The following is a 23,175-nucleotide window of genomic DNA, read 5'->3' on the forward strand; positions in this document are numbered from 1 at the left end:
ATCGGTCAGTCGGAGACAGAGAGCCTGGGGTCGACCAGCCGCCTGTTGCCGGGGTGGTCGATGTGGTTCATGGGCATCGGCACGGGCGCCGCTCGGCCGAATGCGGCGGCGATGATGTTCACCAGCTCCTTGCACTCGGCCGGGTTGAGGTCCTCGTCCTCCTTGTCCCAGTCGGGCGTGCCGCCCATGACGACGTGGTCGGAGCGCGGGAACATGTAGCCGTTACGGCTGTAGAGGTATTCGAGGTCCGGCTGCGCTGGCAACATCGCGAGGTAGCCTCTGACGCCGACCATCTTCGTGTCGTTCCACAGCTTCTTCGCGCCCATCCCGGTGCAGTTGATGATGATCTTCTGCGGCGCCGTCGCGAAGATGTCGGCCTTGCTGGTGAACCTCTTGTCCACGAACGTGACGTCGCGCGCCCGCAGGTCGCGCTCCAGCCGCGGGAGGAAGATGGGCGGCTCGACCAGCAGCGTCTGATACAGGAATCCCGGCTGGGTGTGGTTCTGGAACGGCAGGCGGCTCAGTCTCTGCCGGGCCGGCAGCAGGCCGGGCAGGAGGTTCAGCACCATGTCCAGGCCCTCGGCCGGTTTGGGGCAGTAGTTGGGCCGCTCGGAGACGCCGAAGCCCTTGCCGATGCTGTCCTTGAAGGTCGTGTAGGACGTCTTGATGATCGCCTTCAGGTCCTGCTGGTTCATGGCGGTCTCGACGACGGAGACGGCCCACTGGCCGCCTGCCTTGAACGAGGTGGTCTCCACCGGCTTACGATCCGTGTAGATCGTGACCTTGAGCCCCAGGTCGAGCAGCATCGTGGCGGCGGTCAGGCCCATGACGCCGGCGCCGAGCACCGCGGCCTCCGTCTGGGGCGAGCCGGCCAGGAACTGGCTGACCATGGCCTTCACCTTGGCCGCGCAACCCCAGCTCAACGAGATGCCGGCGCCGCCGTGGCCGTAGTTGTGCACGATGAACCGGCCGGAGGACTGCTCGGAGTTCAGCCGGAAGGTGCCCTTGCGATACGGCCGCACCCCGGTGACGCACGCCCCGGGCACGCTCGGATCGTAGGTGAAGTCCGGTGTCGGCAGGTTGGTGAGCTCCCGCACGTCCATCGCGCCAGCCCCTGAGTGATCGTGTCTGCTTGCGATCGGGGGCCTGCCGGCTGTCGTACCCGGTGCCGGAGCCGCCCAGTCCGCCGCATCCAAGGCTTGACCCGGCCCAGAGCAGTTGTTTTCTGCGGCTGCGCGAGGGGGAGGCGAGCCTATGAGGATGGCGTAGAGGGTGTTGGCGACCGTGCGTACGGACAGGACGAGGCGCGCGGCGATCTCGCGGTCGGAAAGGCCCTGGGCGGCGAGGGTGGCGATCTCCCGCTGGCGTGGCGTGAGGCCGGGCAGGGAGAGGCCGACCAGGGCGGGGGTGCGGGCGCCCTGGCAGCTCCGCATGAGCGTCCAGGCGCGGGTCTCGGCGCCGGTGGCCCTGCGCGGCTCACCCGACGCCATGAAACGGGCGGCGACCTGGACGGCTGCCTCGGCGGCGTAGAGGAGGAGACCGAGCCGGGCGAACGACTCCGCGACGGCCAGGAGCTCGCCCGCCGTGCGGGCGGCCGCGTGGCGGGCGAACAGCGGCGCGAGCTCGCCGTCCACGGGCAGCCCGGCCAGCCGGTCCGCGACCAGGCCGGGACGGCCGAGCCGGACGACGTCGTGCAGCGCGAAGAGCGTGCAACATCATGTGCGGCGACTCCGCGACCGCCAACGCCCGCTCGATCGCCCCCTGCGGGTCGGCCGTCCCTCGTACGCGCTGTCCACCGCCGGCCTGCACCGCGTCGCCGGCACCACGACGTCCGGGGCGAGCTGGTCGTTCTTCGTGAAGTCCGTACGGTCGTTGCGCGTGTGGGAGGGGCTCGCCCAGTTTCCCGAGGACCTGCGTCCCCTGATGGGCGAGTTGTTCCGTGGCGCGCGGACGCCGACGCGTACCTGGCCGGCGAGCCGCTGCCCTACGGGATGCGCCTGCCCCGCCTGTACCGGCTGGACGTGCTGGACGACGACCGGCTGGTCATGTGGCTGGAGGACGTCGAGCAGGCGCCGGTCGCCTGGGGCCTCGACCGCTACCACCGCGCGGCCCGCCTGCCGGGGGAGCTGGCCGCCATGCGTCCGGCGCAGGGCTCCGACACGTCGTTGCGGACGTTCGTCACGAACATTCCCCCGCGGCTGATGATCCCGGCGCTCCTGGACGTCAAGGTCTGGCGGCACCCGCTGATCACCCTGTACGCCGACGAAAGACTCAGAGAGGACATCGCCTTCCTGGCGGGCCGGATTCACACGATCCTGCAAGCCCTGGAACGGCTCCCGCACACCGGAGTCCACGGCGACACGAGCCCGCAGAACCTCCTCGTGCCGGCCGACGGCTCGGCCGAGTTCGTCGCCGTGGACTGGAGCTGGAACTCGCCGGGCGCCATCGGCTCGACCTCGGCCAGCTCCTCATCGGACGGGTCCACGACGGCCTGCTGCCGGCCGCGGAGCTGCCCGCCGTCCACGAGGCCGTCACCGACGGCTACGGCAGCGTGACGAAGCACGACGGGCTCGCCGGCGCGCTGGTCCTGCGCAGTCTGTGGACGGCGATCCCGGTTCACAGGCTCACCGACGAGCCGGACGACGAACTGCACGCGTACTTCGCCAACCGGGTGGCACTGGCCCGCTACCTGGCCGACCTCGGCCGATCCCTCGACCTCCGACGCTCAACACGCTCTCAACAGAACATCAACACGCTTCGTCGCACGCTTCCTTCACCACCTCGACGACGAGGGGGCATCCACACCATCACGAGGAAGAGGAAGCTCCGATGAACAAGAACCTCGCCGCCCTCACGGTCGCCGGCGCCGCAGTGCTCGTCTCGCTGCTCGGATCGTCGGCCGCGACCGCGTCAACGGCCGGTACTTCGAGTTCCCAGGCCGTAGCGGCCGCGATGCCGGGTGCGACGCGGCCCCCTTACGCGCGCGCCTCGCACAGCGTCGGTCTCACCACGCAGAGGATCACCGCCTACAACGGCTGCGACCAGACGGTCTGGTTCAAGGTCCGCATCGCGGGGCGACGGGACACCGGATGGATCAAGGTCAATCCGGACGGGTTCAAGACCTACGCGTGGGCACGGTGGAAGAAGTTGCAGAGGGTCGACTGGTACTGGAGGGGCTGCGATCACCTTTGAGCTCCACCGCCCGCCGACAGATTCATCCCGGAGCCCGCCGCGATGCCGGCGGGCTCCGCCATGCTCGTGGGCTACGCCCCGGGCGGCTCGGGAGCGGGCCCGGTCAGGAAACGCAGGCCCTCCAGCAGGTCCTCCGAGGACGGCGCGGCGTCCGGGTCCACCAGCCACTGCGACGCCAGGCCGGCCACCAGCGTCTGGACCACCGCCCCCACCCTCTCGGAGTCGGAGCCGAACAGCTCCGCCAGCCCCAGCCTGGCCTGCTCTCCCGCCTTCGCGAACGCCTCGCGCATCTCGGGCATGCGGGCCATGTGCGCGACCAGCTCGAACTGGATCACCCAGAGCGGCCTGGCCGTGGCGAAGGAGTCGATGACCTTGCCCCAGGTCGTCGCGAAGTCTCCCGGCTCGGCCAGCACGCGGCGCAGATCCTCGGCCCACTCCTGCATCGCCACCACCACGGCCTCGTTGAGCAGCGCGTCCTTGGTGCCGTAGTGGTAGCCGATCGCGGCCAGGCTCACGCCGGCCTCGGTGGCGATGTCACGTGCGGTGGTGCGGAAGTAGCCCTTGTCGTAGAGGCAACGCTTCGCGCCTTCCAGAAGATCCTCTCGGTTTCCCATGTCCGTATGTTACACATCCGTATTGCACAGATGTCTTAGACATGCGTACCATTCGGGGCATGACAAGCATCCTCATCTCCGGCGCGGGCATCGCCGGCACCACCCTCGCCTACTGGCTACGCCGGCACGGCTTCGCTCCCACCGTCGTCGAGCGCGCCACCGGCGTACGCGAAGGCGGCTACAAGGTCGACATCCGGGGCGCCGCCCTGGACGTCGTCGAGAGGATGGGACTGCTCGACGACATCCGCGCGCTCCGCACCGACGTGCGCACGGGCAGCGTCGTCGACGGCACCGGACGCCAGGTCGCGAGCATGGACGGCGACAGCTTCGGCGGGCGCGTCCACCAGGACGCCGAACTGCACCGCGGCGACCTCGCCCGGCTCCTGCACCAGGCGACCGACGGCGTCGAACACCTCTTCGGCGACTCCATCGCCGCCATCGACGGCACCCGGGTTACCTTCGCCGGCGGCCTCGTACGCCACTTCGACCTGATCGTCGGCGCCGACGGGCTGCACTCCGCCACCCGCGCGCTGGCCTTCGGCCCCGAGGAGCACTTCGTCCACGACATGGGCTACAACGTGTCGGTCTTCAGCGTCCCCAATCACCTCGGTCTCGACCGCGAGGAGCTCACCTACGTCGGCCCCGGCCGCACCGCGCTGGTCTACAGCACCCGGCAGGACACCGGCATGAAGGCCATGTTCCTGTGGCGGTCCGCGGACAAGGCCACCGGCCGCGACGCGCAGCAGCGCGCCCTGGCCGACGTCTACCGCGGATCAGGCTGGGAGGTGCCGCGCCTGCTGGAGGCCATGGCCGGCGCACCCGACTTCTACTACGACTCCATGAGCCAGGTACGCATGGACCGCTGGCACGCCGGCCCCGTCGCGCTGATCGGCGACGCCGCCCACTGCGCCTCTCCCGCCTCCGGCCAGGGCACCAGCCTGGCGCTGGTCGGCGCGTACGTGCTGGCCGGCGAGCTCAAGCGGGCCGGCGGCGACCACACGATCGCCTTCCCCGCCTACGAGGCCCGCATGCGCTCCTTCGCTGAGACCAACCAGGCGCTCGGCCCCGCCAACATCAAGCGCATGGTGCTCTCCAGCCGGTCCCAGGTGCGCATGTCGATGCTGATGCTGCGGCTGGCCGGCCTGCTGCCCGGCAAGGACCGCGTCATGGCCAAGGTCGTCGAGCCCATCCACCGCGCCGCCACCGCCATCGACCTGCCGGTCTGGTGACATCCCGCCGCCCGTACGGGCCTGCCGGGAACGGCCCTCGGTCCCCGGACGGTCGCTAGGCTACGGCCGTACGATCCGGCGGTGGCCGCCCTGCCGGCGCGCCCCCGATCAGAGGGAGGTCCCGTGGGCGAGACGCAGTTCCTTTGGGGCGTGGTGCTGATCTTCCGGACGGACGTAGCGGGCGGTTACCCATCTCCACATTTCAGTGAGGACGTGCGGGTGGTGCGTGCCGATTCCGAGGACGCCGCCCGCGACGCGGCCATGGCACTGGGCCGGGCAGACGAGATCAGTTACCGCAACACCTCCGGCGAAGAGGTGACGTGGCGGTTCCTCGGGATAACGTCGCTGCAACTGCTTCAGGTCGACGAGCCCGAGGCAGGAGCCACTCTGCTGCATCGATCATTCGACCGCCTGGACCGCTACCGAGACCTCTTCGAAATCGACGACCTGCCGGAAGAACCTCACGGGCCCAGGTAGACGTCCGGCGAGAGCCATGCCGGACGTGGCAGACCGAAGTGCTCCTGGAGCATCAGTTCGGCCTGGGTGAGCGCCTCCCAGCTCTTCGCCCCCGACCTGCCAGAAGTGGTAGGCCGCGCCGTCTTCACCACCCGGGCCAAGGCAGGGCCGGCGGGCGTGGCTCATGACACGGTCCGGTTCTGCGCTTTCGCGGACAGGGCCGAAGGCCGCTTCCGGAGCGCGGGAAGCGGCCTTCGCGTCCCCGACGTCCGGGCGTCCGGGGTCAGCTGCAGCTCCACCGAGCCCAGTACGTGTTCCGGTAGTCGTCCGTGACCCACAGTGCGTGGACGATGTTGTTGTCGCCCAGGTAGATGTCGCCCGGCGCGGCGAGCGGGTCCGGATACGGGAAGATGACCGGCGCCCCGGAGGCTCCCCAGAACCCCGTGTCGTACCCGGTCGTGGTCGTGCGCTCGACCAGGCCGACGGTGTCGCCGGCGGTGTTCGCCGCCACCGGGTAGGCGCCCGCGCGGGTGTGCAGCACCGAGCCGTCGCTGTTCCACACGATGGCGACCCTGCCGCCCGACGCGGCTGTGCCGGAGCCCACCGGCCGGCCGCTGTTGTCGCTCTCCGTGATGGTGAAGCTGCTCACTCCGGCCGGCGTCTGCAGGTCGTGCAGGGTGCCGTCCGGGTACAACATCTTCTTGGACGTGAGCAGGATGCGGCCGTCCTCATCGATGCTCACCGGGCGGCCCTGCCCGACGACGCGGTACGTCGAGTAGTTGGACGCCGGCCACACCACCACCGAGTATCCGGAGCCGACGCTGGCCAGGCCGACGACGTCCCCCTTGTCGTTGATCGCGACCTCTTCGGTGTAGGTGGAGCCGGACACCTCGGCCAGCTTCACCTTGGACCCCGAGCCGGGCCGCCAGACGTACGGCTCCGACGGCCCTCCCCACGGGGTGAGGCTGCCGATCACCGTGCCGCTGCTGTTGACGTCCTGCGGGGTGTCGCGTTTCTTGCCGTCCATGGTGGGCCACTTCGCCACGGTCTGGCCGTTGCGCCATAAGAAGCGGCCGTTGTCCTCGCTGGCGCCTACCGCGTACTCGCCGCTGGCGCTCGCGCCCGCGATCGAGGCGTAGTCGTCGCCGTTCTGGTCCGGGAGGTTGCCCAGGTAGGTGCAGGCCGTGGCGGCGGACGCGGGGCTCGTCGGCACCATGAGCCCGGCGGCGGCCAACGCGCTCGCCAGGATTGTGCGCACGTGCATACGCATGGAACTCCTCGCGGGTCGATCACCGGCTTTCAGGACGAGCTGCCGGATCGAGCGCAGCCTCCCAGCCGCCCATCAAGGGAACCTCGAATTGATATGGGGACGCCTCTCAAGCCGCTCGGCGGCCCATGACGAGATCTACGGGGATTCGTACCGGCAGGCACAAAGCTCGGGACCGGTCACCCATTTCCGTCGAGGAGGAATTCCGGCCAGGCCGGCACCACCTGCCGGGGGATCAGCGCTGGCAGCCGCGGGAACCGCGGATGCCAGAAACGCCCATCCAGCAGTAGCCCTCTGACGCGCGTGGGGATCGCGCGGCCGCGTGCCACCGCCTCCAGCAGGGCCAATCTCCGGCTGCGCGAGCCGCGGCCCAGACGCAGGGTCCGGGAGGTGGGCTGCCTTTCGTTCATGGCGTAGAAGGGGCGCACGCGGGCTGCGATGGCCGAGCAGCTGGCGGGAGAACAGGTCCTCGCCGGTGGCCAGGCAGAGCTTGCCCTTGTCGGTGTCGATCTGCGTCACATCGCCGCACCACAGCACGTCCGCAGCGGGCGGCGGGCCGCCGCGGGCGCGGTGAACTTCCGTCGAACCAGATCCGGGGCGGCCGGCCGCTTGCCCTGCCGGGACAACGACCGCGGCTTGCGCCGTCGCCGGGCGACCAGGCCGAGTTCGGTCATCCGCCCCGCGACCGTGGTCCCCGATACCCGCCAGCCCGCCTCATGCAGGTCCCGCGTGATCCGCGGAGAGGCGCGTCTCTTCTTGATCATGACTGCCGAATCCAAGAGACGGTTCCGCGCTGACGCCGAGGCTGTGCGGCGGTCAGTTCACGATCGCGCGGGTCAGCGATGGTGGCGAGTCCGCCCGATGCGTCGGGTGCGTTTGCCGGGCTTGCTACCCCACGGGGCGCGTCGTGGCCTGATGGAGGCGGCGGGCCTGCTCGGCGACCCGGCGGCCCAGGTGCTCGGCCGTGCGCAGGTCGGAGTCGTGCATCAGGTCGGGGCCTTCGTCGATGTTCGAGGCGGCGGCCGCTCCCAGCCAGACGCCCAGGCGGTTGAGCGCGTTCTGGTCGGAGGTGCTGGAGTTCCAGCCGGACAGCAGCCCCAGGCTGACCCAGAGCATGCCGTGCTGGGCCGCCAGCAGCGCCATGTACTGCAGCGTGTGCAGCTTGTCGCCGCTCTTGGACCCCGAGTTCGTGAACCCGGCGGCCAGCTTGCCCGTCCAGGCCTGCTCCGTCCAGCGCTCGACCGAGTCCCTGGCGAAGGTGTGGAACTCGGGGCTGGCCGATCCCATGTACGTCGGCGACCCGAACACGATGGCGTCGGCCGCGTCCAGCAGCGACCACTCCTGCTCGGTGATGCCGTCCACCGAGACTAGCTCCACCTTGACGCCGTCCACGGACGCCGCTCCGGTGCGGACCGACTCGGCCATCCGCGCCGTGTGCCCGTACCCGCTGTGGTAGGCCACCACCAGCGACGATTCGTTCCTCATCATGATTCCCTTCTTCAGGAGGTACGCCTCCAGCGTGGCCGCCACGCCCCGTCCGCGGACCACCCGTCCGGGTGGGCCCGCCCACCCGGACGAGCGGGCGGAGCGGGTGGGCGGGCTCACTACCATCGAGGGCATGGCTGAGTCGTGGTCGGCCGCCCTGACGGCGGCGCTGAGGGTGATGCACGCGCCGCTCGACGGCGTCCTGCCGGCGTTGTCGGCCGTGCTGTCCGATCTGGTGCCCCATGACGGGCTGGTGCTGTTCACCGGGGACTGCCTGCTGATGTCCCCGCTGCTCAGCCACGGGTTGGAGGTGAGCGCCGACGAGGTGAACCGGCTGCTCCCGCTGGTGGCCGTCGACCGTCCCTGGTTCGGCCCGTTCACGCTGGCGGGGGCCGAACGGCAGGTGCTGGCCGTGGCCGTCAAGCCGCAGAGGAGTCCGGGCGGCATCCTCGCCGTCGCGACGACCCGGCCGCCCGCCCCGGAGACCCGGCAGATCATCGCCGGGCTCGCCGAGCTGACGGTCGTGCAACTGGCCCACCGGGTGGCGCGCACCGAGCCGCACGCCCTGGCGGATCCGCCCGTCACGGCCGTGGAGGACCTCGCCGACGCCTACGCCACCACGCTGACCTCGCTGCTCGGCGTCCTAAGATCGCGGCGGCTCGACGACGCCGCCGCCCGGCGCGTGGCGATCGAACTGGCCGTGCCCGCGCTGCTCGAGACCAGGGCGGGCGGCGAGCGTGACCTGGGACAGGAGGAGGCGGGCCAGGCGTTCGACGCGCTCGCGGAGAAGCTGTCCCTGCTCACCCGCTACCACGATCTCACCCTCGAACTGGCCGGCCCGGACCGGCGCGACAGGCCGCTGCCCCACGAGGTGGCCAGGGCGGCCAGGGCCGTGGTTCGGGGCGCGGTGCTGGCGATGCTCCAGCAGGGCGGGCTGAGCAGGGTCAGGCTCGCCTGGGAGGTGGAGGATTCGCTGCTGCGGGTGAGCGTGCGCGACGACGGAGCCGGTTCGCTGGCGGCCGACGCCCTGCCGGTGCACCGGCTGCGTGACCGGGTGGCGGCGCTGGGCGGCACGCTCGGCGTGGACGCGGTCCCGGGCTGGGGCACGACCATCACCGCCGACCTGCCGTTCGGCCCGGTACGCCCCCGCCCTCACGGCCCGCTGGGCGCGCTCAATCCCCGCGAGCGCGACGTCCTCGAACACCTGGCGCTCGGCCACCGCAACCGCGCGATCGCCACCCGGCTGAACATCAGTGAGAACACGGTCAAGTTCCACGTCGCCAACATCCTCGGCAAGCTCGGCGTGAGCTCGCGAGGGGAGGCCGCCGCGCTGGCCCACGGCCTGACGGGCGCGCGCGGGGCCTGACTCCTTCAGCTGTGATCATCGATGAGGCGCGTGAGCAGGTCGATCAGGTGCCGCCGGCCGTGGCATCTCAGCACGCCGGCCAACTCCCGGCGACACCGCACGCCTCGGCCACTTCGACCTGCCCCTGCCCCAACCCACGGTCGATGCGGCCACGTACCGCTCACTACCGAGCCGGCACTCCTCAGATGATCGGCGCGGACCACGGTGAGGAGCTACCCCACGTCCTGCGGCCCGTGGTGCCGCGGCCCAGCCGAGCACGTCGGGTGTCTCCGCCATCCGACGGGCACACCGAAAAGGATGGTCAGGAAGTAACTTCCGCCATGCCGATCGACTCAGCCAGCCGGTGGCCGAGCGGACTGCCCGCACCGCCGCCGAACAAGCACCGCCCCAGACCGTACGGCCCACACCTACGCCAACGCCTCACCCCTGACCGGCGTCGACCCACCGGAGACTCCGACTGGGAGTGGTCGATCTCTTCGGTCAGCTCACCTGCCTGCAGCAGCTTGCCGCGGATTCGCTGGAGCCCGGCCAGGGTGTCCACCTCCCACGCCAGGTGCGCGAGCCCGGGACGCCGGCTCGCGCGGGGCGTCCCGCTGTGGTGATCTCGGCTCGGGGCGGCAGCTACAGCCCCGGTGCTCCCAGGCACGTCCTGGACTACGTCGTACCCGTTCTCGAAGCGCTGCTCGGCCCCGAGGACATGTTCGGCCTCGACGTCACCACCGTGGTCCCCGAGCTGACCATGGCCCCCCACGAGACGGCGCTGGCCGCGCTGCTTCCGCTGCACGAGGCATCCATGGCCGGCGCCCACGACCGTGCTCGCGAACTCGCCGCGACGATCGCCGGCGGCACGACAGCAGCCGCCCAGAGCCCTGAACCGACACTGCGCACCTCGGGCACCCGCGGCAGGGTGGGGCGCAGACACATGGCCCGCAGTCCGCTGGACGTGCCGTTGGCCACGCTGCGCTCGGCGGCCGGCCCCAGAGGTCAGTCCTTCGGGGTCGATTCGCAGTCGCGGAGGTAGGTCTCCATGGCGGTGCGGAGATTGTCGGCGGCACGGATGATGAGGGCGAGCTGTTCCGTGGTGAACTCACCCAGCGCCTGACCGAGCTGCTGATGCAGCGGTTCGAAGAAGGCGTCGGCAGCGGCGTTGATCGTCGTGGTCGAGCGCAGGGTCACGACCCGCCGGTCGGAGCCCTCCCGTGCGCGCTCGACATGCCCTGCTTTCTCCAGGCGTCCGAGAAGGATCGAGGTCGCACCCGGCGAAAGGCCCACGCGTTCGGCGAGGCGCGCCGGCGTCAGCGGCCGGCCACGCTGTTCCGCCTCAATGATGAGCACGATGGCGTCGGCGTCGGTGGTGTGCAGGCGCGCACTGCGGGCGAAGGCCCGTGCCAGTTCCTTCTGCGTGGCGGTGAAGGCCGTGAGGCTGTCCAGCACCTGCTCGTACTGATCACCGGGCTCAGCCTCTGTCATGACCTACCTTTCGACGCCCCCGGTATCTTATGGCAACCCAAGATAGTTATGCTACATAATAGTTTTGCGACATAATTACTCCGAGGCTCACCCGAACCAGCAGCCGCCCGAAGCCCATCGAAGGAACTCAAGGAGCCATCACAGTGCAGCGATCGATCACCATCGCCGGAGCCGGACTGGCCGGACTCGCCCTCGCCCGCGTCCTGCACGTCCACGGCATCGCCTCGACCGTCTACGAGGCGGAGGCATCGCCCAGCGGACGCAGCCAGGGCGGCCAGCTCGACATCCACGATTTCAACGGCCAGGTCGCCCTCCAGCAGTGCCGGCTCATGGACGAGTTCCACTCGATCGTCAACATGGGCGCCGAGGCCATGCGATTCCTCGACCCCGACGGAGAGCTCGTCGGCGAGATCCCCGACGACGGGGAACTGAGCAACCCCGAAGTCCTGCGCGGCGAACTGCGCAGAATCCTGATCGAGTCACTGCCCCTTGGCACGATCCGGTGGGGCCACAAGATCGCCTCGGTCACCCCTGGAGACGGCCACCGACCGCACGTGATCAACTTCGCTGACGGCTCGTCGGTCTCAACCGAGGTGCTGATCGGCGCCGACGGGGCCTGGTCGCGGGTCCGGGCCTCCCTCAACGGCGCCATGCCCGAGTACCTGGGAACCCTGTGGGTCGAAACGTTCCTCCACGACGTCGAGAAGAACCACCCGCGCAGCGCCGCACTGGTCGGCAGCGGCGCGATGCTGGCGATGAAGCCGGGCAGGGGGATCTTCGGACACCGAGAGGCGAACGACGTGATCCACACCTACGTCGTACTGAAGAAGCCGCTCGAGTGGACGCAGTCGGTCGACTTCTCCGACCGCGAGCGCGCGCTGACGCTCGTCGCCAAGCAGCTGGGTCAGGGCTGGGCGCCTGAGCTGCTCGAACTGGTCACCCGAGGGGAGACCACACCGGTCGTACGCCCGATCTGGGGACTGCCGCTGGAACACACCTGGGACCGCGTCCCGGGCATCATGCTCATCGGCGACGCCGCCCACCTCACCCCGCCCGACGGCGACGGCGCGAACTGGGCCCTCTACGATGGCGCCCAGCTCGCACAGGCCATCGCCGCCACACCGGCCGACATCGACACGGCGTTCACCACCTTCGCCGAACAGATGCTGCCCCGCAGCGCCGCGTCCTCGATCGAGGGCTACCAATCCTTCGAGCAGACCTTCGGCTACAACGCACCCGCGAACCTGCGCGACATGATGAACCGCGCCAAGACCTACGGCCACCAACACCAGTGAGCACGCGACACCTGCGTACGGGCTCGTGAATCACCCACCTCCGCCGACTTCGGCGAGGGCGCTTCACTCCCAGACCTGCCCACAGATCGTCCAGCGGCATCCCAGCGGGCCACGAGAACCAACACCGCCACCGAGCCGCTCATTCGATCGAGATACCTCACCCCACAGTTCCTGAGCCGTCACGGGCGGTCGGTGGCGGCCGTCTCGGGGCCTCGGCAGGCGAGGCAGTAGCGGTAGAGGTCTACTCGGGTGAGCGTGCCGGCCGGGTTGTAACGGCGCTTGCAGTAGGCCCGCCAGTTGCCGGTGGCCTCCAGTATCGCGCCCGCCGTTTGGCACTTGAGGCACGCGTTGGGGTTGTTGTACGACGAGTCGTAGTAGTAGCCGCCGCTGTAGGGGCCGTCCCCGCAGGCGACCGCCAGGCTCGACCGGCTCATTGCGGCGCTCGTGCTCGCGCCGGCGCTCCCGCCGGGCAGGAGCGCGACGACCGTGCCGAGCGCGACGGCCGCGCCGAGCATGACGACCGGCCGCCCTGCCGATCGCCCTGCCGATCGCCCTGCCGATCGGCCCGCCGAGCGTCGCGTCGATCTTGTGCTTGCCATGTCAGCCTCCTCCTGGTGGAACACCGATTCTCGGCGCGGACGAAGGAGGGGGACAGGGCGGCAAGCGGGCATCGGCCGGACTTTTCGCGGTTCGCACGATGCGCCTGGCAGGCCGGGGCCCTAGTCTGCCGGGCATGCGCATGCTGCACCTCGGGCTGCGGGTCACCGACCTGGAACGCTCGCTCGCCTTCTACACCGCCGTCGGGTACGCCGAAGTCGGACGGGTCTCCGAGACGGAGTCCGGCAGCCTGACCATGCTGAAGCTGCCCGGCGACCCGTACGTCAGCCTCGAACTCGTCCACGATCCCGCCAGGCCGGTCGAGGACATCGGCGCCGTCGACCACCTCGTCATCCAGGTGGACGATCTCCACGCCACGATCGCCGCACTCGCGGCCAAGGGCGTCACGGCCGAGCCGCCGTCGGAACTGGGGGAGCGGTTCTGGACGTCGTGGCTGGCCGACCCCGACGGCTACCGGATCGAACTCGTCCAGTGGCCTCCCGGCCATCCCCCCGGCATGACGGCGGCGGACTTCGCGTGAGCGTCAGGCCGGCGCGTACGCGGGGGCCACGTCGACGAAGATGCGATAGTCCGAGATCAGGCCGTCGTCGCGGGTGGTCCAGATCGTCACGGCGACCACGCGGGCGTCCCGGCCGTCCAGCCGGCGGTAGGTGACCTCGGTCTCGGCGATGGTGTCGGCGCCGACCCGCCAATGCCTGACGATCCGGTGCCGCAGGCCCGCGATGGTGGCGAAGAACGCGCGCAGCCCGTCGGCGATGGCCTGACGGCCCACCATCGGGTCGGCGTTGCCGAACACCATCGTGCCGTCCTCGGCCATCAACTTCGCGATGCCGTCCGGGTCGAACGCGTCGATGATCTGAAAAACGTGACGTGCCTCGTCGTCGGACATGCCCACCCTTCCCTGCCGGTGAAGATCGATGTCTCCACCTTGCGCGCCGAACCGCCGCCGGGCAAGCGGGAAGCGGCGGGGTGGGCGTTTTCATGATCTGTAGAGTGAGCGACTGCCCGCCCCGACCGGCTCACCGCGAAGGACTCCCGCCATGTTCATCCGCCGCGCGTCGATCGTCGCCGCCCTCACCCTCGTCACGTCCTGCCTCACGCTGCTTCCCGCGTACGCCTGGGCCCCCGCCGTCAGCTCGTCGGGCGTCCCCTTACCCGGAGGGATATATCCGGGCTCGGCCCGCTATCAGAGTGCGGGCTTCTACCAGTACGCGCCGTCCGTCGTGCAGACGTCCGACACCCAGCGGATCATCTACTACTGCGCCAACACCGTCGAGTACGACAGGAGCGGCGGCAACGCGCTCGCCGCCACCCACGACCACGTCCTGTTCAACGTCGGCACCCGCCGGCCGGACGGGTCGTACAGCTGGGGCTCCACCCAGGTGGCGCTGCGGCCTCGCCTTGAGCCGGGGGACGCCCAGTACCATCCGGCCACACCGAGCTGGGCGGCGTACCACATCTGCGACCCCGACGTGGTCAAGGGACGGTTCACCTACACGGCGCCCGGCGCCGGTACGAAGACCTACACCTGGGCGATGTTCTTCACCGGCGCGGACGACGACGACCACGGCGCCGACGGCCGGTTCAACGTCATCGGCGTCGCCCTCGCCGCCTCCCCGCTCGGACCGTGGACCATCGTCGCGCAGCCCGTCGTCGACATCGACGAACCCGACTACAACGCCGCCGGCTACGGCGTGGGCCAGCCCAGCGTGACCAGCGTCGACCAGCAGGGGAACCTGCTGTTGTTCTACAGCGGCCTGGACTGCGCGGCCCTGGACGCACCCGACCCGTCCTGCGACGTCGCCGACCGCGGCACCGCCGTGCGCACGCTCGACCTCGGCGACGCCGGCGCGCCAGTGCTCGGCGAGAGGCGCTTCGTCACCACCGCCGGGCTGACGCCGGAGCCGTTCCTCCCCCATTCCGGACGTTTCCTGCACAACGCGTCGTGGGCCTACGATCCCAGCCGGGCCTCGTTCGTCGTCTCCCGCGACACCGGGCCGCTCGACGGCAACGAGATCCAGGCGAACGTGGAGGTCGACCGGATCGCGGGATCGAGCGTCTGGGAGGGCGGGGGCACCTGGACGGTCGTCGGCCAGATCACCGCCGGCCAGTCAGGCCACCGCTGGAACCACAACTCCGGCCTGGTCCGCGACTCCTACGGCGGCCTGGCCTTCCAGCGGCCGCTGGACTACTCGGGGGCCGACGTGTACTTCGCCACCGAGCCCGGCTCCGCGGGCACCGTGCCGCCCTGGGACGGCTACTTCACCTACCGCCTCCAGCACGGCACCGCCGCGCTGTGACGTGACACCGGGCGGCCGGCTTCGTCCCGGACGACCCGCGGCTGGCCGAGCTCCTTCGCGATCGCGCCGGGCGGAGCGCGGACTTCTCCCGGCTTTGGAACGCCCACACCGTGCAGGGTAAGACCCAGGACGCCAAGCAAGGGCCAGGGGCGCGCGTACGCGACCTCACCGCACTCGTGGCCGTTACAGGAACCGGCGCCCGCCGCGAGTAACAGAGCACTTTGAAAGAAGGTCTCGTGTTCCGCCTGCTTCAAGCTTGAGGAGGCGCTCTGGCGGGTCACTTCTGTCTCGGCGCCGTCCTGTGAGCCGGTTCCGAAGGGAGAGGCACATGACGCAAGCACGCAGCAGCGGACGAGCACGGCCTGCGGTCGCGGGGGAAGCGCCCGACACCAGCGCCTCGTCCATGTTCGTGACCGGAGCGATCCCGCGCCGGCGCGGACTGATCGTTCTGCTCGCGAGCCTCATCGGGTTCGTGCTCACGACGGTGTGGTCGGCGGAGTTCGTGGACCAGACGATCGGCGGCAACGTCGCCGGCACGCTGCTCGGGCATGAGCCTACGGAGGCGCCGATCGCCGGCATGGCGGCCGGGATCGTGTTCGCGTTCGTCAGCGGGCTCGCGGGGTCATTCACCGCGTGCAATATCGCCTGCTTCGGGGCGGTGGCGCCGATGATGGGCGGGGTCGGCAGCCGGTGGGGGCGGTTGCGGCAGTCGTTACGGCCACTGCGGTGGCTGGCGGTGGGCATGGTCACGGTCTCGGCGGTCTACGGCGCGATCGTCGGTTTCGTCGGGACGAGCATGCCGCAGTTCTCCACCGCGCCGACCGTGCCGGGAACGTTGTCCGCGCGCAGCGTGCAGTCGATGGTGGTGTTCGGGCTGATCGGGCTATGCATGCTGTACATGGGGCTGGCCGCACTGCGCCTGGTGCCCGATCCGTTCGGCCGGATCGCACGGCGGTTCCCGAACGCGCCGATGGTGTTCATGGGCGCGCTCATCGGCGGCTTCCTCGTCGGACGGCCCTATCCACTGTTCCGGCAGATGTTCCGGGACGCCGCCGAGAGCGGTAACCCGCTGTACGGGGCAGCGGCGTTCGTGCTGCAGTCGGTGGGGAACATCGTGATCATGGCGGTGCTGTTCATCGTGCTGTCCGTCGTGGCCGGCGGCCGGCTACAGCAGTGGCTCACGGCCAAGCCTGGCCGGATCGCGGCTCTGACCGCCGGATCGCTGATCATCGCCGGTGCGTTCACCTTCTTGTACTGGGACGTCCGCCTGCTCGCCCGCCGCGAGATCATTCCCTGGTATCCGACCGCGCCCTGGTCCTGACCGGCCGGCTTCGAGCGCCGGTTCACGGACTCAGCACATCGGGACGGCTCTTCGCCATGGGGGAGTAGGTCATGATCGTGCCCATCACTCCGGACAGCTGGATGCGGGTCCGCCGTGCCCTCGACGCCACGGCGGATCGGTTCGCCGAGCTGCTCGTGGCAGCTCGTGCTGTGCCGGCGAGGGCGACGGTGCACTGGTCGGTGGGGGAGACGGCGGCCCATGTGGCGACCCTGAGCAAGCTCCTGGTCGCCATGACCGACCCCGGGGCCGGCCCGTTTCCGTTCTCGGGCGGCAAGGAACTCGTACGCGAGACCGTCGTCGACTCGGTTGCCCAGCTGAACGAGGTGCTGCTGGGAGAGTTCACCGAGCGGGATCCCGCGGTGCTGGCCCGGTTGATCCGGGCCGACATCTCCAGAACCCTGGAGGCCACTGAGGCGGTCGATCCGGTCGCAGTCGTCCCCTGGCTGGGCGGAGCCCGGCTCCCGTATGCGGGTCTGCTCGCCCACATGGTGAACGAACTGCAGATTCACGGCTGGGACATCGCCAGAGGGGCGCGGCTGCCTTGGACGGTGCCGCCGCAGGAGGCCGGCCTGTTCTTCGACCTCTTCCTGCTCGGGGTGATCCATCACGGCTATGGCCGGCTGCTGGAAGGACATGGGCCCGTCCCGAAGGGCCGCATCACCGTGGAGTTCAGCTCTCCCTACACCGCCACCAGAGTCATGGCGCTGACCGGCGGTTCCGTCACGGTCGAGCCGCCCAATGGCAGGCCTGACGTGCGGCTGTCCTTCGACCCGGTCACGCTCAACCTGATGTTGTTCGGACGCATCAGCAAGTCCCGCGCGGCGCTGACGGGCAAGGTCGCCGTGCGGGGCGGGCGCCGCCCTTGGCGGCTCCCCGCGTTCATGCGGATCGTCCGCCTCCCTTCGTGATCAGTTGGGCCCAGGGAGGTCCGAGCCCGCGGCAGGCGAATGGGATCAGCCGCGCGGATTACCTGCGTTCGCGACGCAATCTGTGCCCGGTCTCCGGTGAATGACCGGAGGCGTTTCTTCAAACGTGCTCAGATCGCCGCCGGCTTGAGATGAGCGGGTCAGGGTCTTGTCGTACGCCGCCCGCACGCATTATCAAGGATGAGTCCGGAACGCAGGGACGCGGCTCGGCATGAAAGCACCGGAAAATGATCGCCTACGAACAGTCATGGAAGCTGTCCACGGGTAATGGATTGAATGGTCAATCATTAAGTCGATCTTCGCTGCCGCGCTTGAGAATGTCGGCGAGGGTCCTTTTCTTCGAGTTCCGGCTCATCACTTATCAGTATTGACGATGTCCTTGTGGCGGGGAAACCGCCGGCTGTCATGCCGCCGAGTTCGGCCTGGCGCCTCTCGGGCCATCGCCATCTGAGGTGTGCCCCCGGCGTGGTGGCCCAGCTCTTCATGCCGCTTGACCAGGGTGAATGTCGTCTATTTCGGGCGAGGTGTCGGCTGTGCCGCGCGCCGCCCGTGCCCCTCGCCCGCTTCGGCCTGTCAGCGGTTCGGCGACGCCCGCCGTTCGACGGAGCTGGCACAAAAAGGACATGGTTCAACACTTGCAGCGGACGGTTGCATAAATTAAGAAAGAGGGGGCGCGCGGCAATTCACTGGGGGAGTGGAGCCGGCAAGCCGCCGATCACCCACGACTAGTAGTTACGGGGGTTGCTCTGTGGGCAGCAGCATCGAGGACTCGATTGTGTGCGTCATCGCAGCCATGCAGGAGAACCTTGGCGAACGATTCACAATCGATGACATGGCGCGCATCGCCATGTTCAGCAAGTTCCACTTCTGCCGAGCCTTTCGCGCCTCCACCGGAATGTCCCCGGCGAGGTTCCTGGCGGCGCTGCGGCTCCAGGAAGCCAAGCATCTGCTCGTTTCGACGTCGGACGGTATCGCGGAGATCAGTAACAAGGTCGGCTATACCAGCGTCAGCACCTTCACCACCCGGTTCAGCGCCTCAGTAGGGGTGACTCCTGGAGTCTTCCGCGCCCAGCGCGGCCGGACCTCGCATCCCCGCACCTGCGATGAGCGGACGCCGGCCAAGGGGAGCGGCGCGGTCATACAGGGCAAGGTCTCGGCGAGTGCTCCGTACGATGATTCGACCGTGTATCTCGGCCTCTTCCGCCACGTCGTGCCGGAGGGCACGCCCATCCGGAGCTTAGCCCTCGACAAACCAGGGGTCTTCGAGATGGGGCATGTACCGGACGGCACATGGCACCTGCTGGCGTACACCGCGACACCCCCTCGGGTGCCCGGCTCGGACGGCGTCCGGCTGAGCGTGCCGCGATCCGCGATCGCCGCCCAGGGACCGTTCCATGTCAGCCAGGGATCGGTGCTCAGCTGCGTGGACCTGCGTCTGCGGTCCGCGCGCGCGACCGATCCGCCCGTCCTGGTCGCCCCGTTCGATCTTCGGTGGGAGCCGGCCATGGCGACGGTCGGCTGAATCGCCAGGACCGCGCTGGTCGGCGCGTCACTCGTTCTCCAGGGCGGCGGCTCCTCGGTGGCCGGCCCCCGCCATCACGCCTGATCGATCGCCCGCTGAGGGCCGTACACCCGGACCGCACGTGGCGATCCGGGTGTCGTGCCGGAGACCTGTTCCGGCCAGGGGCCGCTGCTCGTCAGGTTCAGGACGAGGCAGGCGCTTCCTGGACGAGGGCCGCGAACTGCTGCTCGAGGAGCTTGTCCGGGCTGTTGGCGTACAGTTCCGCCAGAGGCGCGACCGTGGCGTCGGGAAAGATGTCCTCCTCGCCCTTGGCGACCGCGTCGAAGATGGCCTGCGCGGCGGATTGCGGGGTGGCCTTGGGAACCTGCAGTTCCCGCACCATGTCGGTGTCGATGGGGCCGGCCAGGACCGCGTGGAACGTGACTCCCCGAGGCCCGTAGAAGGCGCGCAGCGTCTTGGTCAGCGAGTACGAAGCCGCCTTCGAGATCGAGTACGACGGGAAGGGCGGCAGCGGCGCCAGCGCGACCACGGACATCATGGTGATGACGGCCCCGCCCGCATTGACGAGCGCCGGCAGGAAGGCCTGGGTGACGGCGTTGGTGCCGTGGAAGTTGACCGCCATGTGGCGGTCGAGCACGGACGGGTCGAACGGAACGTCGGGCAGCATGATCCCGGCGTTGTTGATCAGGATGTCCAGCGACTCGATCTGACTGGCCGCCGCCTGGATCTGCGCGGGGTCGGTGATGTCGAGCGTCACCGGGGTGACGCGCTCGTCGGAGTGGTCGAGCGGCTTGCGGGTGCCGCAATAGACCTGCTTGGCGCCCCTGGCCAGAGCTTCGGTGACCAGCGCCTGGCCGATGCCGCGGTTGGCCCCTGTCACCAGCAAGGTCTTGCCTTCGATGCTCATGTTGCTGCTCCTTTTGATCGGTCAGGCGAGAATCACGTGCATTCGGCCATTGATGACGGCTCGGAAATCAGCAGAAACCGGTGAAACGGCTTTCTCGATATACCGCCGAGGCTAACAGCCGTCCGATAGTCGTGGCCACGGCTCGGATCGAACTCGGCAATATGGAAGAAGCGAAGATGTGGATGGCTGAACGCGGGGCCCCGGCGGCCCCGCATCATTGTTCGGATCGGGCCGCCGGCAGTGCGCCCCGTCCGTCGGATCAGGACGGGGCACGGTCGCGGCGGCAGGCGGTTACTGCGGGCCGGGTCCGATCATGGGGCTGTTGCAGTAGGCCGCGATCTTCCACCCGTCGTCCCGCTTGGCGAGCACCCAGGTCGCGTACGAGGTGCGCTGCGGTGGAGCCTCGCTTTCTCCAGGGAGCAGCACACCGGTCTCGGTGACGACCACCGCGGTCTCGTCGTTGACGAAGCGGACGCTCCGGACCTTCTCCGATGCCCCGGTGCCCTTCATCGGGCCGCTGAACAAGAAACCGATGGAGCCCTGGATCTCCCCGCGCGATTCCATGTAAGAACCGGGCAGGGTGGCGGAGGCGTCATCGAGGTAATCCGCGACGAAGAGATCCGCGTCGTTCTTGTTCCACGCATCGTGGACGCCCTTGACGACGGCGAGGACGGCAGTCTCGTCGCTCTTGTTTATGGCCATGCTTGACCTCATTCTGCTCGTGCACCGAGAACACCGCGGACGGCCGCTTCACAGATGCGGAATTCATCGGCGCTGGGAATGGACTTCGAAAGAATGGGGAAGTTTTTCAGCCCTCCTTCTGTCGTTGAGGTGCGGCCGTTCGCCGGTCACGACGACACGGACGGTTCTTCCGACAGGCGGTGCATCTGGTGCTGGACGGCGCTGTGCGCCGGATACGCCAGCGACATCAGCGCGCCCACCGCGGAAAGGCCCGCGCACAACCACATGGCGTCGCCGAAGCTGGAGATGAAGGTGGCGGGGGAGGTGTAGTTGCCCGGATGGGCGAAGACGCTCGCGGTGAGCGCGACCCCGAAGACGCCCCCCAGCTCTCGCAGCGTCGCGCTGGTTCCCGAGGCGATGCCGATCTGGTTCGGGCCGACCGAGGTCATCACGCCGTTGGCGACCGTCGGGAAGACGATGCCGATGCCCACGCCGGCGACCAGCAGCGGACCGAGGATCTCACCGAAGCTCATCCCCGGCTCGACCGTGAACGCCACCCAGCCGAACCCGATCGCCTGCAAGGCCATGCCCATCGCCATGAACACCCGGTTGCCGTACTTGTCGGCCAAGGGGCCGACGACGGGCCCGATGAACATGGAGACACCCGTCCAGGCCAGCAGATGAAGGCCGGCCATGAGCGGGGAGTCGCCAAGTCCGTCCTGGAAGAACTGGGCCATCAGGAACAAGGCCCCGAACAGCGGCGCGTACATGAAGAAGTTGACCCAGCTCGCGGCGTTGAACGCCTTGTTGCGGAAGAGGTCGAGGCGCACCATCGGTGTGCGTCTGCGGCCCTCGACCACCAGGAACACGGCCAGGACGACCCCGCCGGCGATCAGCGACGCGATCACCTGCACGTGTCCCCAGCCGACGCTGCTGACTCGCACCAGCCCCCAGGCCAGCAGGAAGGAGCCGGCGCTGCCCAGCGCCAGCCCGTACAGGTCGAGTGACTGGCGTGGCCCGTAGCTTTCTGTCAGCCGCGTGAGCGTCAGGACGGCGGCCACCAGGCCGATGGGGACGTTGACCCAGAAGATCCAGTGCCAGTCGAGGCCGGTGACGATGGCGCCGCCGAACACCGGCCCGATCGCGACCGCGAGACCCGAGACCGCGCCCCAGGTGCCGATGGCCGTGCCCCGCTTCTCGACTGGGAACGCGTCGCTGATCAGCGTGAGCGAGACGGGCATGAGGATGGCGCAGGAGAGCCCCTGCACGGCGCGGGCCGCGATGAGCACGCCGATGTTCGGTGACAGCGCCGCCACGACCGACGTCGCGGCGAAGATGACGAGCCCGATCGCATACACCTTGCGGCGGCCGAACCGGTCGGCCAGCGCGGCCATCAGCAGCAGGACGCAGGCGAAGGTGAGGACGTAGGCGTTGATGGTCCACTCGAGGGCGCTGAGGCTCGCCTGGAAGCTGGTCCGCAGCTCGGTCAGGGCGGTGGTCACCACAAGCGTGTCCAGGGCGGTCATGAAGACGCCGACCGAGCTGAGAACGAGGGTCCAGCCTTTGTGCGGCGCGGCTGCTCCGGTGTCAGCGGATGCCATGGCGTGCCAACTCCTCCGATGAAGGTTCTGCACTGCGGCGAAACTAGGTTCGCATTTTCAACTAGCTACTTCAATTTTTGCACCTGTGAGCCTACAGAGGGCCGCCGAACACGCGCAACAACGTCACGCCAATCGGTGTGGCGAACATGCCCCTTCGATGACCCGGCCCGGTGGGGCGACCGGACTACTTGATCACGGTCCTGATCAGCCGGTCGTCACCCTCGAGCCGCACGCGCCCCGCCGCGATGGCGTCGTCGAGCGTCTCGTCGCGATTGACGAGCGACTTCAGCGTGCGGGCGTCCATCTGCACGAGTGCGTCGGCCTCGTAGGCCGCAGCGCGCGCGATGGCCAGCCCCGCCTCGTCGAAGCGCAGGGTGAAACGGTCGTCGCCGACGCGCATGTCGCAGACACCGGTGACGGGCATGCCGCCGGGGAAGAAGAACTGAGCCTGCGAGCGCAACGACAGCAGCAGCGAGTCGACGGTCGAGGGGGCGTGCTTGTCCCACCACGGCGACATCACCGCCCAGTTGCCCAGAGCGAACAGGACCGGCTCCAAGGACCGGCCCCAATCGGTCAGCTCGTACACGGTCGTGCTCACCGGGACACCGGCGCGCTGCCTGCGCAGCACGCCGATTCCCTCCAGATCGCGAAGCCGTCTCGTCAGGATGTTGGAGCTGGCGCCGCACAAGCCGTCGCGCAGATCGCTGAAGCGCTTCGGCCCGAGCATGAGCTCGCGAACCACCAGGAGCGCCCAGCGCTCACCCACGAGATCCAGCGCATGGGACACCGGGCATCCCTCGCCGTAGCTGCGCCTCTTCTCCATGCCGCTACGATACTCCGTCATGTTCATGCCTCTTTGCGCACGATAAAAGGGCTGACAGCGCACCCCTGTCCTGGTGCCATC

Annotated in this window: 25 protein-coding genes and 1 pseudogene; 14 read left to right on the top strand and 12 right to left on the bottom strand. The window is 69.1% G+C overall.

The annotated features are described in order from the left end of the window. Window positions 1-5: 5 nt before the first annotated feature. On the bottom strand, window positions 6-1,634 hold the full coding sequence (locus AB0K28_RS44130; RefSeq protein ID WP_364382516.1) for an FAD-dependent oxidoreductase: 1,629 nt from the start codon (window positions 1,632-1,634) through the stop codon (window positions 6-8). A 357-nt stretch (window positions 1,635-1,991) separates the two neighbouring features. Between AB0K28_RS44130 and AB0K28_RS44135 the strand changes: the two genes are divergently transcribed. From AB0K28_RS44135 to AB0K28_RS44145, 3 genes are read left to right on the top strand one after another with little or no spacing between them, the layout of a single operon-like run. After that, entirely contained in the window at window positions 1,992-2,555 is a 564-nt protein-coding gene (locus AB0K28_RS44135) for a hypothetical protein (protein WP_364382519.1), read from the top strand. Then, complete coding sequence (locus AB0K28_RS44140) at window positions 2,552-2,833, top strand: hypothetical protein (protein ID WP_364382522.1); 282 nt, start codon at window positions 2,552-2,554, stop codon at window positions 2,831-2,833. Before AB0K28_RS44135 ends, AB0K28_RS44140 begins: the two co-directional genes overlap by 4 nt. After that, a complete protein-coding gene (locus AB0K28_RS44145; protein ID WP_345408358.1) occupies window positions 2,830-3,192 on the top strand; it encodes a hypothetical protein in 363 nt (120 codons plus the stop codon). The genes AB0K28_RS44140 and AB0K28_RS44145 overlap by 4 nt, the downstream gene beginning before the upstream one ends. 71 nt (window positions 3,193-3,263) lie before the next feature. On the opposite strand, the gene AB0K28_RS44150 is transcribed toward AB0K28_RS44145, so the two are convergent. Next, entirely contained in the window at window positions 3,264-3,806 is a 543-nt protein-coding gene (locus tag AB0K28_RS44150) for a TetR/AcrR family transcriptional regulator (protein ID WP_364382525.1), read from the bottom strand. Window positions 3,807-3,865: 59 nt separating this feature from the next. Between AB0K28_RS44150 and AB0K28_RS44155 the strand changes: the two genes are divergently transcribed. Beyond that, window positions 3,866-5,035 carry an FAD-dependent monooxygenase gene (locus AB0K28_RS44155; protein WP_364382528.1) on the top strand — a complete coding sequence of 390 codons (1,170 nt, stop codon included), beginning with the start codon at window positions 3,866-3,868 and terminating at the stop codon, window positions 5,033-5,035. 123 nt (window positions 5,036-5,158) lie between these two features. Then, entirely contained in the window at window positions 5,159-5,512 is a 354-nt protein-coding gene (locus AB0K28_RS44160; RefSeq protein WP_364382531.1) for a DUF4288 domain-containing protein, read from the top strand. A gap of 262 nt (window positions 5,513-5,774) precedes the next feature. On the opposite strand, the gene AB0K28_RS44165 is transcribed toward AB0K28_RS44160, so the two are convergent. The 3 genes from AB0K28_RS44165 to AB0K28_RS44175 form a co-directional block, all read right to left on the bottom strand. After that, a complete protein-coding gene (locus tag AB0K28_RS44165) occupies window positions 5,775-6,755 on the bottom strand; it encodes a hypothetical protein (protein WP_364382534.1) in 981 nt (326 codons plus the stop codon). Window positions 6,756-7,273: 518 nt separating this feature from the next. Beyond that, the gene (locus AB0K28_RS44170; RefSeq protein WP_364382537.1) at window positions 7,274-7,522 is read right to left on the bottom strand and encodes an IS3 family transposase; all 249 of its coding nucleotides are present in this window, start codon (window positions 7,520-7,522) and stop codon (window positions 7,274-7,276) included. A 124-nt stretch (window positions 7,523-7,646) separates the two neighbouring features. Next, window positions 7,647-8,246 carry a flavodoxin family protein gene (locus AB0K28_RS44175; RefSeq protein WP_364382540.1) on the bottom strand — a complete coding sequence of 200 codons (600 nt, stop codon included), beginning with the start codon at window positions 8,244-8,246 and terminating at the stop codon, window positions 7,647-7,649. Between the two features lie 130 nt (window positions 8,247-8,376). On the opposite strand from AB0K28_RS44175, the gene AB0K28_RS44180 reads away from it, so the two are divergent. Continuing rightward, window positions 8,377-9,609, top strand: coding sequence for a LuxR C-terminal-related transcriptional regulator (locus AB0K28_RS44180; protein ID WP_364382543.1), 1,233 nt, complete (start codon window positions 8,377-8,379; stop codon window positions 9,607-9,609). 463 nt (window positions 9,610-10,072) lie between these two features. Next, window positions 10,073-10,630, top strand: coding sequence for a hypothetical protein (locus AB0K28_RS44185; RefSeq protein WP_364382546.1), 558 nt, complete (start codon window positions 10,073-10,075; stop codon window positions 10,628-10,630). Here AB0K28_RS44185 and AB0K28_RS44190 read toward each other — a convergent pair. Continuing rightward, on the bottom strand, window positions 10,594-11,079 hold the full coding sequence (locus AB0K28_RS44190; protein ID WP_345408314.1) for a MarR family transcriptional regulator: 486 nt from the start codon (window positions 11,077-11,079) through the stop codon (window positions 10,594-10,596). The two genes, AB0K28_RS44185 and AB0K28_RS44190, sit on opposite strands and share 37 nt — an antisense overlap. Window positions 11,080-11,222: 143 nt before the next feature. On the opposite strand from AB0K28_RS44190, the gene AB0K28_RS44195 reads away from it, so the two are divergent. After that, on the top strand, window positions 11,223-12,374 hold the full coding sequence (locus AB0K28_RS44195) for an NAD(P)/FAD-dependent oxidoreductase (RefSeq protein ID WP_364382549.1): 1,152 nt from the start codon (window positions 11,223-11,225) through the stop codon (window positions 12,372-12,374). 179 nt (window positions 12,375-12,553) lie between these two features. On the opposite strand, the gene AB0K28_RS44200 is transcribed toward AB0K28_RS44195, so the two are convergent. Then, a complete protein-coding gene (locus tag AB0K28_RS44200; protein WP_364382552.1) occupies window positions 12,554-12,973 on the bottom strand; it encodes a hypothetical protein in 420 nt (139 codons plus the stop codon). A gap of 134 nt (window positions 12,974-13,107) precedes the next feature. Between AB0K28_RS44200 and AB0K28_RS44205 the strand changes: the two genes are divergently transcribed. After that, on the top strand, window positions 13,108-13,512 hold the full coding sequence (locus AB0K28_RS44205) for a VOC family protein (protein WP_364382555.1): 405 nt from the start codon (window positions 13,108-13,110) through the stop codon (window positions 13,510-13,512). A 3-nt stretch (window positions 13,513-13,515) separates the two neighbouring features. Here AB0K28_RS44205 and AB0K28_RS44210 read toward each other — a convergent pair whose 3' ends face one another. Continuing rightward, window positions 13,516-13,881, bottom strand: coding sequence for a nuclear transport factor 2 family protein (locus AB0K28_RS44210; protein WP_364382558.1), 366 nt, complete (start codon window positions 13,879-13,881; stop codon window positions 13,516-13,518). Window positions 13,882-14,032: 151 nt separating this feature from the next. Here AB0K28_RS44210 and AB0K28_RS44215 point away from each other — a divergent pair, with 151 nt between their 5' ends. From AB0K28_RS44215 to AB0K28_RS44235, 5 genes and pseudogenes are all read left to right on the top strand, one after another. After that, the gene (locus AB0K28_RS44215; RefSeq protein ID WP_364382561.1) at window positions 14,033-15,292 is read left to right on the top strand and encodes a hypothetical protein; all 1,260 of its coding nucleotides are present in this window, start codon (window positions 14,033-14,035) and stop codon (window positions 15,290-15,292) included. Between the two features lie 20 nt (window positions 15,293-15,312). Continuing rightward, window positions 15,313-15,504, top strand: a pseudogene (locus tag AB0K28_RS44220) (hypothetical protein); the annotation flags it as partial. A gap of 116 nt (window positions 15,505-15,620) precedes the next feature. Beyond that, on the top strand, window positions 15,621-16,613 hold the full coding sequence (locus AB0K28_RS44225; protein WP_364382564.1) for a hypothetical protein: 993 nt from the start codon (window positions 15,621-15,623) through the stop codon (window positions 16,611-16,613). A gap of 71 nt (window positions 16,614-16,684) precedes the next feature. Continuing rightward, on the top strand, window positions 16,685-17,542 hold the full coding sequence (locus AB0K28_RS44230) for a maleylpyruvate isomerase N-terminal domain-containing protein (protein WP_364382567.1): 858 nt from the start codon (window positions 16,685-16,687) through the stop codon (window positions 17,540-17,542). A gap of 766 nt (window positions 17,543-18,308) precedes the next feature. Further along, entirely contained in the window at window positions 18,309-19,082 is a 774-nt protein-coding gene (locus AB0K28_RS44235) for an AraC family transcriptional regulator (protein ID WP_345408298.1), read from the top strand. 181 nt (window positions 19,083-19,263) lie between these two features. On the opposite strand, the gene AB0K28_RS44240 is transcribed toward AB0K28_RS44235, so the two are convergent. From AB0K28_RS44240 to AB0K28_RS44255, 4 genes are all read right to left on the bottom strand, one after another. Further along, entirely contained in the window at window positions 19,264-19,989 is a 726-nt protein-coding gene (locus AB0K28_RS44240) for an SDR family NAD(P)-dependent oxidoreductase (RefSeq protein WP_345408296.1), read from the bottom strand. A gap of 291 nt (window positions 19,990-20,280) precedes the next feature. Next, window positions 20,281-20,691: an SgcJ/EcaC family oxidoreductase gene (locus AB0K28_RS44245; RefSeq protein WP_345408294.1), complete on the bottom strand. Its 411-nt coding sequence runs from the start codon at window positions 20,689-20,691 to the stop codon at window positions 20,281-20,283. A gap of 146 nt (window positions 20,692-20,837) precedes the next feature. Further along, window positions 20,838-22,271, bottom strand: a complete 1,434-nt coding sequence (locus AB0K28_RS44250) for an MFS transporter (protein ID WP_364382572.1) — start codon at window positions 22,269-22,271, stop codon at window positions 20,838-20,840. Between the two features lie 184 nt (window positions 22,272-22,455). Next, window positions 22,456-23,094 (bottom strand): helix-turn-helix domain-containing protein, encoded by a 639-nt coding sequence (locus AB0K28_RS44255; protein ID WP_364382575.1) that lies wholly within the window; start codon window positions 23,092-23,094, stop codon window positions 22,456-22,458. Window positions 23,095-23,175: the final 81 nt, after the last annotated feature.

The organism is Nonomuraea sp. NPDC049504, from assembly GCF_040676845.1.
Classification (GTDB): domain Bacteria; phylum Actinomycetota; class Actinomycetes; order Streptosporangiales; family Streptosporangiaceae; genus Nonomuraea; species Nonomuraea salmonea.